11 protein-coding genes and 3 pseudogenes are annotated in these 13,512 nt (G+C 37.7%); 9 read left to right on the top strand and 5 right to left on the bottom strand.

Annotation, left to right across the window (positions count from 1 at the left end; all coding sequences use genetic code 11):
- The first annotated feature begins 213 nt into the window (after window positions 1-213).
- The 4 genes from sdaAB to I6N90_RS00275 all read left to right on the top strand — a co-directional run bounded on the left by sdaAB (window position 214) and on the right by I6N90_RS00275 (window position 4,240).
- A complete protein-coding gene (sdaAB, locus tag I6N90_RS00260; protein WP_197933528.1) occupies window positions 214-888 on the top strand; it encodes an L-serine ammonia-lyase, iron-sulfur-dependent subunit beta in 675 nt (224 codons plus the stop codon).
- Between the two features lie 3 nt (window positions 889-891).
- A complete protein-coding gene (gene sdaAA / locus I6N90_RS00265; protein ID WP_197933529.1) occupies window positions 892-1,776 on the top strand; it encodes an L-serine ammonia-lyase, iron-sulfur-dependent, subunit alpha in 885 nt (294 codons plus the stop codon).
- Window positions 1,777-1,968: 192 nt separating this feature from the next.
- The gene (locus I6N90_RS00270; protein WP_197933530.1) at window positions 1,969-2,859 is read left to right on the top strand and encodes an alpha/beta fold hydrolase; all 891 of its coding nucleotides are present in this window, start codon (window positions 1,969-1,971) and stop codon (window positions 2,857-2,859) included.
- A gap of 187 nt (window positions 2,860-3,046) precedes the next feature.
- Window positions 3,047-4,240 (top strand): hypothetical protein, encoded by a 1,194-nt coding sequence (locus I6N90_RS00275; protein WP_197933531.1) that lies wholly within the window; start codon window positions 3,047-3,049, stop codon window positions 4,238-4,240.
- Window positions 4,241-4,393: 153 nt separating this feature from the next.
- Here I6N90_RS00275 and I6N90_RS24565 read toward each other — a convergent pair whose 3' ends face one another.
- Window positions 4,394-5,467, bottom strand: coding sequence for a copper resistance D family protein (locus tag I6N90_RS24565; RefSeq protein ID WP_197933532.1), 1,074 nt, complete (start codon window positions 5,465-5,467; stop codon window positions 4,394-4,396).
- Window positions 5,468-5,640: 173 nt separating this feature from the next.
- Window positions 5,641-7,149, bottom strand: a complete 1,509-nt coding sequence (locus I6N90_RS00285) for an MFS transporter (RefSeq protein WP_197933533.1) — start codon at window positions 7,147-7,149, stop codon at window positions 5,641-5,643.
- 184 nt (window positions 7,150-7,333) lie between these two features.
- On the opposite strand from I6N90_RS00285, the gene I6N90_RS00290 reads away from it, so the two are divergent.
- The 3 genes and pseudogenes from I6N90_RS00290 to I6N90_RS00300 all read left to right on the top strand — a co-directional run bounded on the left by I6N90_RS00290 (window position 7,334) and on the right by I6N90_RS00300 (window position 9,568).
- Window positions 7,334-8,155: a MerR family transcriptional regulator gene (locus I6N90_RS00290; protein ID WP_197933534.1), complete on the top strand. Its 822-nt coding sequence runs from the start codon at window positions 7,334-7,336 to the stop codon at window positions 8,153-8,155.
- 223 nt (window positions 8,156-8,378) lie between these two features.
- Window positions 8,379-8,930: pseudogene (locus I6N90_RS00295) on the top strand (response regulator); the annotation flags it as partial.
- 134 nt (window positions 8,931-9,064) lie between these two features.
- Entirely contained in the window at window positions 9,065-9,568 is a 504-nt protein-coding gene (locus tag I6N90_RS00300) for a small multi-drug export protein (RefSeq protein WP_197933535.1), read from the top strand.
- A gap of 125 nt (window positions 9,569-9,693) precedes the next feature.
- Here the strand turns inward: I6N90_RS00300 and I6N90_RS25335 are convergent.
- Both I6N90_RS25335 and I6N90_RS25340 read right to left on the bottom strand, forming a co-directional pair.
- Window positions 9,694-9,951 (bottom strand): annotated as a pseudogene (locus I6N90_RS25335) (erythromycin esterase family protein); the annotation flags it as partial.
- Window positions 9,952-10,118: 167 nt separating this feature from the next.
- Window positions 10,119-10,316: pseudogene (locus tag I6N90_RS25340) on the bottom strand (erythromycin esterase family protein); the annotation flags it as partial.
- A 232-nt stretch (window positions 10,317-10,548) separates the two neighbouring features.
- Here I6N90_RS25340 and rarD point away from each other — a divergent pair.
- Window positions 10,549-11,436, top strand: a complete 888-nt coding sequence (gene rarD, locus I6N90_RS00315) for an EamA family transporter RarD (protein WP_197933537.1) — start codon at window positions 10,549-10,551, stop codon at window positions 11,434-11,436.
- A gap of 262 nt (window positions 11,437-11,698) precedes the next feature.
- On the opposite strand, the gene I6N90_RS00320 is transcribed toward rarD, so the two are convergent.
- On the bottom strand, window positions 11,699-12,388 hold the full coding sequence (locus tag I6N90_RS00320) for a Crp/Fnr family transcriptional regulator (RefSeq protein WP_197933538.1): 690 nt from the start codon (window positions 12,386-12,388) through the stop codon (window positions 11,699-11,701).
- Window positions 12,389-12,469: 81 nt separating this feature from the next.
- On the opposite strand from I6N90_RS00320, the gene I6N90_RS00325 reads away from it, so the two are divergent.
- On the top strand, window positions 12,470-13,228 hold the full coding sequence (locus I6N90_RS00325) for an HAD-IIB family hydrolase (RefSeq protein ID WP_197933539.1): 759 nt from the start codon (window positions 12,470-12,472) through the stop codon (window positions 13,226-13,228).
- Window positions 13,229-13,512: the final 284 nt, after the last annotated feature.

Consider the following 13,512-nt stretch of genomic DNA (forward strand, 5'->3'; position numbering starts at 1 on the left):
GGTAGTAGCAAAAGACGTATGTAAGCGTATTTCAATAGAAATAACATTCTTCGTATTATGAAACACCTTTTTCATGTGCGTATTCTACGATATGTGAAAATGGTGTTTTTTTTGTATGAGAATGGACTAATTACTTTAAAATTTGTCTTTACGGTAAACGCTTCATACAATGGAACTGTAAGCATTAACATAAAAAGAACGGAGCGCTACAAGATGCGTTTTAAAGATGTTTTTTCTATTATTGGACCTTCTATGATCGGTCCTTCAAGTTCACATACAGCAGGTGCTGTTCGATTAGGTCGGGTCGCAAGAAAATTGCTTGACGAAGTGCCAAATACGGCCGAAATAACGTTGTATGGATCATTCGCAGACACTTATCAAGGACATGGGACTGATTTAGCACTCATTGGTGGAATACTAGATTTTGAAACTGATGATCCGCGTATTCCGGATGCTGCAGAAGTGGCGGAATCACTTGGATTAAAAATCGTATTCCTGACAAGTAAAGATAAAGCAGATCATCCGAACACTGTTCGGATCATTCTTTCATCCGATAATCGAGAAGTGACTATGACCGGAGCCTCCATTGGCGGTGGCAATGTAGAAATTATAAATGTGAATCAATTCGACGTGAAATTTACGGCAATTTACCCAACACTCGTTATTTCACATCATGATCGTCCGGGTATGATTGCGGATATTACCACTTTATTAGGGCGTAGCCAAATCAATATTGGTTTTATGGACTTGGATCGAAAAGGTCGCGATCAAGAGGCGATGACTGTAATTGAAACAGATGTTGCTGTTCCTGATTCACTTTTTGAGGAAATGAAAAACTTAAGCATGATTTTTGATATCAAAAGAGTAGACCTCGCAGAAAGGAGCTAATATATGCGATTCCGAACATTAAAACAGCTAACTGAAGTATGTACATCTGAGGGTGCAACGATTGCAGATATTATGCTCGCCGATCAGAGCCAAGAATCAGGAAAATCGCCTCAATATGTATTTGAAAAGATGCGAGAGTATTATCAAATCATGAAAGAGGCTGTCTCCAAAGGGTTGACAGACGATACGACCTCCCGAAGTGGACTGACAGGCAAAGATGCTCAACGTGTCGCAAGCTATATGGCTACAACCGAAGCATCTTTGGGAGAAGATGCTTGTAAAGCAATGGCTTATGCGCTTGCTGTTTCTGAAGTAAACGCTTCCATGGGTCGGATCATCGCTACACCAACTGCTGGTTCCTGCGGAATTATTCCCGGCGTTTTCATTAGTAGCCAACAACGATTTGGCTGGGATGACGACCATATGGTAAGAGGTTTATTAAGTGCCGGTGCGATAGGTTATGTCATTGCAAACAATTCATTCGTATCTGGAGCAGAAGGAGGCTGTCAAGCTGAAGTCGGCTCTGCCATTGGGATGGCTGCTGGAGCACTAGTTGAGCTTCGTGGCGGAACTCCGGAACAAGCGATGCATGCGGTTGGGCTTGCATTAAAGAACACATTGGGACTCATATGCGACCCCGTTGGTGGATTGGTCGAAATTCCTTGTATCGTTCGCAACGGATTTGGTGCGGTCAATGCAATGGCAGCAGCAGATATGGCATTGGCCGGCGTCAGATCGGTCATTCCTTCTGATGAAGTTGTTCAAGTCATGTATGAGGTGGGAACGGCTATGCCGGAGAAACACCGTGAAACAGCTAGAGGTGGCTTAGCTCAAACGCCAACAGGTCAACAAATTATGAAAGAACTTAATTTAGGGAAAAAGAGATAGTTACTCATCCCACTTTGGATACCCACTAATCAAAAAGGATCTGTCGTTGGCATATGCCGAGCGGTAGATCCTTTTGTTGTTTGGTAAACTTTATTTATAAACTTTTGATAAGTAACCTAGTGAAAGATTTAGTGTTAATATGTTGTAGGTTACGACTTTATATTAAATTATTGCTTGAGGGGGTTAAGTAAAATGATAGAAAAAATAATCCAGTTAGAGAACATAAAAATGAATGTGAAGTATTCATTAGATAAATCAGCAGTCGTTTTATTTATTCACTTCAGTGGTGGCAATTTAAATATGTGGGATGGAATTATACCGCAATTTGAGGAGCACTATAGTATCATCGCTCCAGATATCCGAGGACATGGCAAATCAGATAAACCTGAAATAGGGTATCACATCGATGATATGGCTAATGATATCTATTTATTGTTGCAAAAATTAGACGTAAAACAATGTCATATCGTTGGTAGCTCAATGGGAGCAGAGGTTGGTCTTAGTTTGGCCGCTTCACATCCTGAGCTTGTCCTTTCACTAATTTGTGAAGGTGCTTTATTTAATGAGTTTGGTGAATTTGGTTTATTTAATGGAACAACAGAAGAGATAGAGCAAAAAAAAGAACTGAAACAGATTCAATTAAATGAAAGAATCGAACGTGTTTTTACAACTAAAGAAGAGTACATTGAGGAAGTACAAAAATATTTAACAGAGCAAGGGATATGGAATGAGTATTTTCAAGCTTTTTTTGAAAATAATGTAGTTCAGTTGCCTGACAGTAACTATACATATCGATATCTAAACCGCGTTAGAATAGAATACATCCAAAAATATTGGGATTTGAAGTTCGAGGATTATTACAAAAAGGTTCGTTGTCCGGTACTATTTCTTCCAAGCGTCGACGAGTGGGAAGACGAAATAATTAATAAAAGTTTACATTCATTTGCTAGTTTAGTAGAGGACTACGAAATTGAACGAATTGAAAATTCTATTCACGCTTATGTGTGGATGCAACTTCCAACTATAGTTGGTGAAGTGGCGCTTGTGTTTATTAATAAAAAGAATGATAAGTTAAAACTTTGAAGTTAAAGACGATCTTAAAATAAAGGACTGCCAGGAGCAGTTCTTTTTTGTCTTATCCAAATAGGTCTTCAGTAATATCGCTTGCTCTTAAATTATTCTCACTTTCGTCCAGTTCAAACTATCGTTTTTTCCATAGTATGTACGAAATGAATAATAAATTAATTACAAGTGAGAAAGGAGATAGATAATGTCACAATCAAACATACCTAATATTACTCCGCAAATAACACTAACTAGAGACGATGCTATTAATTTGTTACTTTCTTCAATCGCACTTGAAGAGCTTGGGATAAGTCATATCTTAAACGCTGAAGGTGAAAAACTTCAATATGTTCTTGGGACTCTCCCAGGAGTAACTTCACCAGGGGCTACGATAAGCGACATACTGACTGTTAACGAAAGTGTGCTCAATACGGTTCAAGCTCTAACTAAGAAGGAGTACTTGCTGGATAGCAAACTCAATAACATCCTAACTACACCCATTGCTATTGGACCTACAGGACCAACAGGAGTAACTGGTCCAACTGGACCTGCGGAAGGACCTACTGGAGCTACGGGTGCGACTGGTGCAACAGGAGATCCTGGCGCTACTGGTGTAACAGGCGCAACAGGCGCAACCGGTGCTACTGGTGCTACTGGAGCTACGGGTGCGACTGGTGCAACAGGAGATCCTGGCGCTACTGGTGCTACTGGTGCAACAGGCGCAACAGGCGCAACCGGAGCTACTGGTGCAACAGGCGCAACAGGCGCAACAGGCGCAACCGGTGCTACTGGTGCAACAGGCGCAACCGGTGCTACTGGTGCAACAGGCGCAACCGGAGCAACCGGAGCTACGGGTGCTACGGGTGTAACTGGCGCTACTGGAGCTAATGGAGTTACCGGAGCTACGGGTGCGACTGGGGCAACGGGAGATCCTGGCGTTACTGGAGCTACGGGTGCCACTGGTGTTACGGGATCTACTGCACCAACGATTACCGCTAACAACGGTAACTTCGTGAACCCTGGAGCACAAATTGTTGGAGATACTACTCCAGTCGCTTTAGCAAATAATGCAACATTAAATGGTACCGCAATTACACATGCGCCTGGTTCAACAAACATTAATCTTTCTCCAAACCAAACTTATCTAGCTCTTTATGAAACCCAAATCTTGAACTCTGAAACTGTTCCAACGTTAACGGTACAATTTAACTTGAACGGGGCATTGGTTCCAGGAACGCAAACATCGTTTCAAGGATTAACAGGAACTCAAACCATCAATTCGCAATCTATATTTAACACTCCAGCTGCTCCTAATCCAAGTGTGTTACAGTTGGTTAATACTAGTGGTCAATCGGTGACTTTTAACGGAACTAACGTTTCTGTGCTTAAAATCGGATAACATTTCTATATTCCAAAAAAAAAATTCGACGATCTTTCGGTATTGTACTGCCGAAAGGTCGTTGTTTTTTATAACATTCACATAATAAAAACAGCCAATCAGGATAATTGATCCTGAAAGACTGTTAAATGAATTCATGTATTTACTTGTTAATTATTGAACAGCCAATAGTAATCCGAGGAATGGAAAAACAATAGCGAAACTTGTTAGTAAAATAAACAACCCTCTTTTTTCGCGTTTATAACTCATCATTAACATAGCTAATGAAACTAATCCTAATAAAATCAAAGCTAGCGAAGGCAAATTCCAATGCCACTGTAGTGACATATCCGTAATGTTTCCATTCAATAATTTGAATAAGCTACTTGCTTTAGGATCTTCAAATTCTCCTTCATGAGGTGGCTCTTGAACACCCAAATAAGCTGTAATCATCAGCATCAATAATGCGATAACCGTTTCCACTCTAAGCCACCATTGAAGTTTTCGTTCATTGCGACCTTGATCAGTAAGTTTCGTCATAAATCCATTCATAAACGCCAATAGAAGTAAAGGTAGAAACACGAGATGTTTCAGGAGTAGCGCTTCGCCATAATTAATTCCCCAAGAATTAATATAGTTATCTACGATGATGAACATCATCATTATTCCAGCAAACGTAATTAATATCATACTTCCTATAGACATCGGCGTAAACCATCGTACAAAAGCCTTCCAGTTCCAATCACCCCTTGTAAACCAAGCGACAATAATTAATGTGCCTAACCATATCGATAACGAAGCGACGTGGACGGATTGGTATAGTAAGCCCCACTTAGTGAAGCTAGCAGGATGACTTGCCCAGCCATGTGCTACAATACTCAAACACCAAGCAAATGCTAAGGCCCATTTTAACCAAATTGCTTTTATATTACCTAATTGCGTAATGATAAACATTACCGTACATATGATCAAATTCAAAACCCACGCATTACCGAAATCGTAGTCTTTTAGCACAATAATTAATAACTCTATGAATGTTAAGTTCTCTGCAAAATCTCTTAAACTAAAGACCGTTCGAAGAATCGTTGCGAATGAAAATAGTGGAATACCTAACAAAGCATATTGAAAGAGATCAATTGGGACTTTAATTTGCGGTTTTGAACTTTCGGAAATAAATAGCAACAAAATGAATCCACCTGTAAAGGCAAATGACAAATAAAGAAGTGTTTCAAAAAAATAAAAATACACGTTATCAGCTCCAAATATCTGTGTTGAACATCATTCAACATCATATCATAACGAAAAATACTTGAATACTTGCTCATATGTCTTTTGGATGAATTATTATAAGCCAGGAAAAAAGAAAACCCCTCAGAATAGACACGGTAAAGGAATTACCGCATGCTTCTAAGGGGAACATTTTAACGTATTGCCTGAGATCTCGTTCTACGAGACACACCTCTAATAATAAACGCAGCAATCCAAAGAACTAATGTTGCAGTTGCAAGGACAATGACATACGACTTGTCATACGATGTTTTAGCTAATTCAATTAATGCTGCACCTGCTACGTCAGGCAATTTCTCCGCTTCGATAATCGCTTCGTCAAGACTATCGCGAACGACTGGAGAGACAGTTAGTCCTTCAGGCAAAACTAATGAAATGGTGTATATGAATGACGAAAGGCTGCCCAATATCGTAATACTTAGCGTACTCCCGAGTTCGAAAGATACCTCCTCAATAGAGGCTGCCATACCAGCTTTTTCGATAGGTGCATTAATCATGATTGAATTCGAAGCAGAGGTCATCGCCCCCCCAAGACCTGCACCTAATATTAACAATGATGCCATCTGTAAATAAATACTATCGTTATGGAAGAGGAGAAAAGCACCCATACCTATTCCAGAGACAAATAAACAGATCCATTGTACTTTTATTATGTCAATACGATGCAGGATAAACCCAATTAATATACCAGATATAAAAGATGCAATTGGAGTAAATACGATAAACAACCCTGCCTCTAGTGGCGAATACCCAAGCACTAGCTGTAGCCGCTGAGTAACGATTAATTCCATCCCAATAAGTGCAAAACTTGAAAGCAATGCAGTTATGACTCCAGTAGTAAAGCGTGAATCTTTAAATAAGGTAAAATCGATTAAAGGTTCAGTCTGCTTGTTCTGTCTACGTAAAAAGAGCATTAACGCTATTGCTCCAAGAAGTATTGCACTCACAATGACAATTATTGAACTTTCACGTTTACCAATTTCTTTAATCGCATAAACGAAGGCAACCAAGCAGATCATAATTTGAACGGAGCCAATAAAATCCCATTTTTTATTTGATTGTCCTTTTAGATTTGGGATAAAGAAAATAGCTAAAATCATTGCAAGGATTACGATGGGAATATTAATTAAAAATACTGATCCCCACCAGAAGTGTTCCAATAAAAATCCGCCGATGAGTGGACCTATTCCTGCCCCTATACATGAAACGGAAGCCCATACACCGATGGCGATTGACCGCTCACGCTCATTGGAAAAAGTAGTCCGAATAATAGACAAAGTTGCCGGCATCATCATTGCTGCACCAACCGCAAGCAGTGTGCGGGCGATAATAAGGATGAGTGGAGATGGCGCATAAGCAGCTATTAGTGACGCCAATCCAAATACGAATAGTCCAGAAACGAATAATTTCTTATGTCCGAGACGATCTCCTAATGTACCTAGACCTGGTAATAGCCCTGATATGATGAGTGGATAGATGTTAACAATCCACAGTTTTTCCGATGCAGAAGCTGATAGATCATAGGTTAGTTGTGGAAGTGCAGCATAAAGTACTGTCATATCAATAACAATTAAAAATAATGCGCTGGACACAATCGCCAGTACGACCCAACGTTGAAATTTTGATAGCTGTAAAGTAGACATTCTGTAATCCTCCATAGATGAGTAAAAATTTACTGGTGTACAGTATTATGATGATCTAATCGTTTTTTTATGTAAAAACCTCCCAAATGCTAGGTTGTAGCTAAGATACTTGACAGTGTGAATGGGTTACTTTAATGTACTTTGAGGTATAGGGTAACCCGATAGTCAAGAGGAGAGTATCAAAATGTCTACAAATTATAATCAATACTTTACGACCAGTGAGTTTGCAAAAGTTTGTGGCGTAACGAAACACACCTTGTTTCATTACGATGCCATGGGTATATTAAAACCTGAGATCGTCAAAGAAAACGGGTATCGTTATTATTCCGCAAAGCAGTTTTACACTTTCGATACAATAGCCTTATTAAAAGAAACGGGTACGGCATTACAAAAAATAAAAGAATATATGGAAGATCAAAACACTATTCATTTTATATCGATGCTGAAAGAAAAGCAGAAGCAACTTGACGACGAACAAAAGAAGTTATTGAGAATGCAGCGACTTTTGAAGGGCGCAATAGACAATACCAATCGTGCTTTACAAATGAAGTATGAAGAGCCTTGGATCGAAGAAAATGAAGAAGAATATTTCTTGGCGGTCAAACTATCGAAGGTAAATGATGAAAAGGAACATGTTAAAAACATCTATCAAATTTTTGATTATTGTGACAAACATCAAATCGATTATGACTTTCCTATCGGCTCTATTGTTAATAAGGACAATTTAGAAAATGGTAGTTACGAACCAAATTATTATTGCAATAAAATTAACGATAAACATAACAGTGAACTTCTTTATATCAAGCCAAAGGGTAACTATGTGATTATGATTCACAAAGGATCATATGATAGCTTGCCCGCTACTTATGAGAAAATAAAATCTTATGTTGAATGCAACAATTTCACTATAATTGGTAATGCATACGAATATGAGTTACTTAGTTATTTAGCAGTTGGAGATCCGAACAAGTATGTCATTCAAATTGCTATTCAAATTAATAAATAACGTGTTTTTCGAAAAACCGTCTAATCTAGTGAATCGCCCCCCTCCAGATTAACAGTAAAATTGAATAATTATTACTTTTAATTGGAGGGGAGTACTTTCACTTTTTATAACCCCAGTTTATCATTTCTCTTCAAATGAAGAATCTACAAACTGCTCTGATAAACTTTTAAGTAGTAAAGGATCAATGTCTGAAGGCATAACATTGATACTAATTGATGGATAAGATGCGCTCAAAAGTTGTGAAGTACATTCACCTGATATCGTGCTAATGGACGTTCGAATGCCGGAAATGGGGGGACTCGATGCACTATGTGAAATGAAGAAAAGATGGCCATATTTAAAAGTAATCCTTCTAACGACTTTCGAAGATACTGCGCAGGCAATTAAAGCGATTGAGCTCGGTGCTGATGGATATATGCTTAAATCGATTCATCCACGTGAGATGGTGGAGGTAATAAAACTAATTAGCAACGGTGGAACATGGATTGATCAAAGAGTTATTTCTGAAGTGTTTGATGAGATGAAATATCGACAGGTGCAGACACTACGAAATGTTACAGAAAAGATCAAAGAGTCAACATTTGGGCTTACAAGACGTGAACTGGAAATATTGCAGCATCTAAATAATGGATTGCGTTACAAATCTATTGCGACCAAGCTATTTCTTTCAGAAGGCACAATCAGAAATTACTGTTCTGCCTTGTATGCGAAGCTTGGTGTAAGCAACAAAGAAGAGGCTATCACAAAAGCAAGATTAGATCAGCTAATCACATAATTAAATTACTATTTTTTGTTGGAAATGTAATGGTAATACCTTGAATTTATTTAATATCGTGGGTACAATTTAAAAATCTCAACGTTGGGGATTTTTTACAAACTATTTAGTCATGAGAAGGAGAATATCTATTTATGCTTGTTGAATATTTAGAAGAATGGTCCTATATTGCTGTATTTCTTTTATCTGCGATTCCATGGGTTGAATCTGTAGTTGTTGTTCCTCTCGGTATCTACATTGGATTAGACCCAATTGCCGTAACTACACTTGGCTTTCTAGGAAACTGGGTAGTTGTATTACTTATTGTATTGTTGTTTGACCGTTTTAACCAATGGAGAGCGAAAAGAAGAGCTGCCAAATATGGACCCGACTATAAAGATAAAGAAAAAGGGAAGAAATACGAACGTGCACATAAAATATTTGTGAAATATGGATTGCCTGGTCTAGCTGTAATTGGCCCAATTCTAATTGGAACAGATATAGTAGCGGCATTCGCAATGATCTTCCTTGCTCCTCGCAATAAAGTAATTTTGTGGATGACACTTGGTCTAGCTTTCTGGTCAATTGTAATTGGAGTCGTTACGCACTTTGGGCTCGACACATTCGAACTTATTCGTACTGACCTATATACAAAATAATTACGTTTATTTTTACAATTAATAATGTAACAAAAAACAGTGTAGGGACAGGTAAAAAAACCTGGCTCGACACTGTTTTTTGATTAGAGAGTATATTCAATTACAGATTCAACTGTTGATCATGATCAACTTGTCCAAGTATATAGTTGAGGCTGACCGTTATGACCCCATACGATCGTTTTTCCAAATTGAGTTTGCGTCCACTTCACATTTTCATACATTGCGATATCATGTTTTAAGAAAAATTCTGGATCAATTTCTCCAGAACCTGTAGTCGTAAATTGTTCGATAACACGAGCACTCTGTAATATCCATTCATATTCTTCAGTCTTATCGATGAGATCATCTTTATTTTGTTCCAGTATCGTAATGATTTGTTTGGCACTAGAAGCATACTTGTTTTTATCTACCTATGGCAGAAACACATATTCGTTAATATGTTTTGTCACTGGAATAAGTTTTGTTATTTCTTTATTTAGTATTGGAAGTAGATAGGCTTGTTTCGTTTAACGTAGTCCGAGATTTTGTTATATAAATCTTCATCTATAGTCTACATATCCCTTCCAATAACACGAACTTTATTTTCATGTTTTGGGTCAGCATTATATTCGTATATCCATTTAAACATATCTGTTATTTCTTTTGTGTTAAACATAGGAACGAGGTGATGACTAGGATCGCCTTCCCCAGTTTGAACGTATTGATTTATTTTCAAAATAGTTCCCCAATCCATCTCTAATACAAGATTCGTAAAACCTTTTCAGTAATCAAATATTGAATAAGACGATGTTTCATCGTAAATAGTTCTCGCATACCGTGTGTGTTTTCACCTAAGCCTACAACAGAAGCAGATCCGATCATATCATTTATGACAAAATGTAATGATTACATGCTTTATTTTACTTGCTATTCATGCGCAAAGTGGTAATATTCCATACATACTAAAAATTGATTAACAGAAGATAGGTTGTGAGTATTAAATGAGGACAGGCTTAATTTATGCTGTAATTGCATATACGATTTGGGGATTACTTCCTCTATATTGGAAGTGGTTTGAAAACATGCCCGCGAGTGAGATTTTGTCTCATCGTATTGTTTGGTCATTCGTAGTCGTTATCGGTATAGTTGCTATTAAGAAACGTTGGAAAGAACTTAAGATGACATTAACAGTCAAAGAAACCGTGTTGCCTCTCGTCTTTAGTAGTTTACTCATTACTGCGAATTGGCTCATCTTTATTTGGGCGGTAAATAACGAACAGGCTGTTGAAACAAGTATTGGCTATTATTTAACTCCACTCTTTAATGTTGTCATTGCTATTCTATTCCTCCGGGAAAAACCAACAGGAGGTCAATGGCTGGCAATCGCATTAGCAGGAACAGGTGTATTACTAATAGCAATTGATTATGGCCGACTTCCATGGATATCTATTTCGCTTGCGCTAACCTTTGGTTTATATGGACTTGTTAAGAAAAAAGTGAAGATAGATGCGGCGATTGGGCTAGTTACAGAAACGATGATTGTTATGCCTATAGCGATTATTTATTGGGGATATATGAGGATAGCTGAGCTCGACACTGCTTGGTCACTACCATTACCATCCATTTTACTGCTACTGTTATCGGGTGTTGCGACTGCTACTCCATTGTTGCTGTTTGCTAATGCAGCAAGGAGACTGCCTTTGTCGATGCTTGGTTTTGTACAATATATCGGACCAACACTAACATTAATCATTAGCGTTTTCATATTTAAAGAGGTTGTGAGTCCGGTTATGCTAGTAAGCCTTACTCTAATCTGGACTGCACTTGTTGTATATGCCGTCTCTTCCATACGTGCTGCAAAAGCACAACGATTTGTTGAAGTGAAGTAATATTCGTTAATTTGTTCGTAGACATAACTAACCGAATTACTTATCAATGAAACGTAGCCACTTTGCTACGCAAACCGCTAACGAACTGAGCAACTCTTATTTGATAAAAAACTTTATCGCGATTTAACGAATCCTATTACCGCTATTTCGATAAATGAGGCTCACGTACTTCATTTAATTGAGAAATAACGCTAGTTGAGTTCGTTAAATCAAAAAAGAGCGCTTTCCTGAAAAATAAGCATTACTCAGTTCGTTAGTTACATTATTCATATCGAAGACCATTGGAATACTCATCCAAACGTGACCAATCTAAGACGATTATCTTTTTTGTTTCTTTCTTTAAAATATTCATCTCAGAGAACTTATGAATAACACGATTTAAATGGCGTGGGGTAGTACCAATAAGAGATGCAATGTCTGGAATATAGGATGTGAACATTTCTTTTCCAAACAAATGATCATCTTGTGTCGTTAATAGATAACTTGCGAAACGCTCCTCAACAGAAGTTAATAAATTGACTCGTGATGCAGTTGTACACGTTTGGAGCTTGTAAGAAAGCTGCTTTAGGAGAAAGTGTAAAAACTTATAATCTTGCATGAGTTCAGTTTCAATTTTGTGTTTGTTAATAAATAGAAACGACGTTTGCTCTGTTGCTTCAACCTGTGACTGTATAACAATATTTTGTAGTAATTCAACATCTCCAAAGACCGCAAAGGGATGACAAAAACGTAATAGTAAAGACTTCCCCGTTTCCACACTTGACGATACTCTAGTTCGTCCTTTTACTTGAAAATAAAGCCCATCCAATTTTTCTCCCTCACTTAAAACGACTCCATCTTTTTCATAGGTACGAAGTTGAAAGGGAAGGGCATCCGGGTGAGAAAACACTTGATCCAATTTATATTGTGCTACATAACGTTGTATAATAGTTTGTTCTTCTATGATTTTCATTGTATTCTCCTTTTTCGGACATTCGTCCTTTTCATTATAAAGGAAACTGCTACTATAGGAAAAAAAAAGGAGTGCGATTCGATGAAAATAGTTTTTGATTTGGACGGGACAATTTGCTTCAAAGGTAAACCTTTATCTGAATCTATGGTTCAGGCATTAGACAAATTAGTGAGTGGAGGACACGAAATCATCTTCGCTTCAGCTAGACCAATTCGTGATATGTTACCTATTCTACCTGTGCACATGCATCGTTTTTCAATGGTCGGGGGAAATGGTGGATTTGTTGCAAAAGATGGAAGTATCATTTCAACCGTACATTTTGACTCCATGGTTGCAGATACTATCATTAAACTATTAGAGCAATATGAGGCAGACTATTTAATAGATAGTAGCTGGGATTATTCCTTTTCTGGTAGCGACGATCATCCAATCAGACGAAATATTGATCCTGATGAGCGTGCGAAAAATATACCTTTATCTGAATTGAACGAAATCGTAAAAGCAGTTATTTTACATACCCGTTATGAACAACAAATGTTAGTGGAACTTCACAAACTTCCAATTATAATCTATATCCATGGCCATGAAGGAATCATTGATATTAGCCCAGAAGGTGTTGACAAGTGGGTGGGATTGCAAAAGTTAGGAGTTAAGCCACAACAGTTTATAGCATTTGGAAATGACACAAACGATTTATCGATGTTCAAACATGCAAAACGTTCGATTTGTGTCGGAGATCATACTAATCTTTTACAACTAGCGACAGACAAGGTTAGTATTGTAGAAGAGGACGTCGTTCAAAAAATAGTAGAGCTTCTGGTAGTTACAAAAGTTAATTAATAATATTATTCGTGCTAAAGGAAATTCCTATAGCGCTCAAATGGTCACCCAAATTGCGACGTTTATTGTTCAATGTGAACAACGAACGTCGTTTTATTTTTGCTCATATTTGACTCTTCAATGTCCCTCCAATAAAGAGGATTAATAACTTGTTGTAGTTTTCAAGATTACATTACTATGTAAAACTCTCAACTTTTAGTAAACAACTTGTTCGAAGTGTTTTCTATTAAACGAACTTTTCTATTAAACAAGCATAAGATATACGAAAAAATAATGTAACACCG

This window comes from Paenibacillus sp. GSMTC-2017, from assembly GCF_016019935.1.
GTDB lineage: Bacteria > Bacillota > Bacilli > Paenibacillales > Paenibacillaceae > Pristimantibacillus.

Excerpts from the sequence above, each read along its gene's own strand:
- sdaAA (WP_197933529.1), top strand. The coding sequence starts at position 892 with ATGCGATTCCGAACATTAAAACAGCTAACTGAAGTATGTACATCTGAG.
- I6N90_RS00320 (WP_197933538.1), bottom strand. The coding sequence starts at position 12,388 with ATGAAAATCATAGAAGAACAAACTATTATACAACGTTATGTAGCACAA.
- I6N90_RS00270 (WP_197933530.1), top strand. The coding sequence starts at position 1,969 with ATGATAGAAAAAATAATCCAGTTAGAGAACATAAAAATGAATGTGAAG.
- I6N90_RS00275 (WP_197933531.1), top strand. The coding sequence starts at position 3,047 with ATGTCACAATCAAACATACCTAATATTACTCCGCAAATAACACTAACT.
- I6N90_RS00325 (WP_197933539.1), top strand. The coding sequence starts at position 12,470 with ATGAAAATAGTTTTTGATTTGGACGGGACAATTTGCTTCAAAGGTAAA.
- sdaAB (WP_197933528.1), top strand. The coding sequence starts at position 214 with ATGCGTTTTAAAGATGTTTTTTCTATTATTGGACCTTCTATGATCGGT.
- rarD (WP_197933537.1), top strand. The coding sequence starts at position 10,549 with ATGAGGACAGGCTTAATTTATGCTGTAATTGCATATACGATTTGGGGA.
- I6N90_RS00300 (WP_197933535.1), top strand. The coding sequence starts at position 9,065 with ATGCTTGTTGAATATTTAGAAGAATGGTCCTATATTGCTGTATTTCTT.
- I6N90_RS00285 (WP_197933533.1), bottom strand. The coding sequence starts at position 7,149 with ATGTCTACTTTACAGCTATCAAAATTTCAACGTTGGGTCGTACTGGCG.
- I6N90_RS00290 (WP_197933534.1), top strand. The coding sequence starts at position 7,334 with ATGTCTACAAATTATAATCAATACTTTACGACCAGTGAGTTTGCAAAA.